The organism is Pseudomonas sp. KCJK9016 (assembly GCF_046231795.1).
Lineage (GTDB): Bacteria > Pseudomonadota > Gammaproteobacteria > Pseudomonadales > Pseudomonadaceae > Aquipseudomonas > Aquipseudomonas bananamidigenes.
This window is the reverse complement of record NZ_JBJJMM010000074.1, coordinates 1-511: the sequence shown is the minus strand read 5'-3', so window position 1 is coordinate 511 and position 511 is coordinate 1. Positions and strand designations below refer to the sequence as shown.

1 protein-coding gene is annotated in these 511 nt (G+C 56.2%); it reads left to right on the top strand.

What is annotated here, in order from left to right:
- Window positions 1-511, top strand: a 511-nt coding sequence (locus ACK6BI_RS28040) for a GTP-binding protein (protein WP_409319667.1), incomplete at both ends; no start/stop codon positions are given.

The following is a 511-nucleotide window of genomic DNA, read 5'->3' as shown; positions in this document are numbered from 1 at the left end:
CCAGATGGACGGCGCGATCCTGGTTTGCTCGGCTGCCGATGGTCCGATGCCACAAACTCGTGAGCACATCCTGCTGTCTCGTCAGGTAGGCGTTCCGTACATCGTGGTTTTCCTGAACAAGGCTGACCTGGTAGACGACGCAGAGCTGCTGGAACTGGTTGAGATGGAAGTTCGCGACCTGCTGTCCACCTATGACTTCCCAGGTGACGACACTCCGATCATCATCGGTTCTGCTCGTATGGCGCTGGAAGGTAAAGACGACAACGAAATGGGTACTACCGCTGTCAAGAAGCTGGTAGAAACTCTGGATGCCTACATCCCTGAGCCAGTTCGTGCTATCGATCAGCCATTCCTGATGCCGATCGAAGACGTGTTCTCGATCTCGGGTCGCGGTACTGTTGTGACCGGTCGTATCGAGCGCGGTATCGTTCGCGTTCAGGACCCGCTGGAAATCGTTGGTCTGCGTGACACCACCACCACTACCTGCACCGGTGTTGAGATGTTCCGCAAG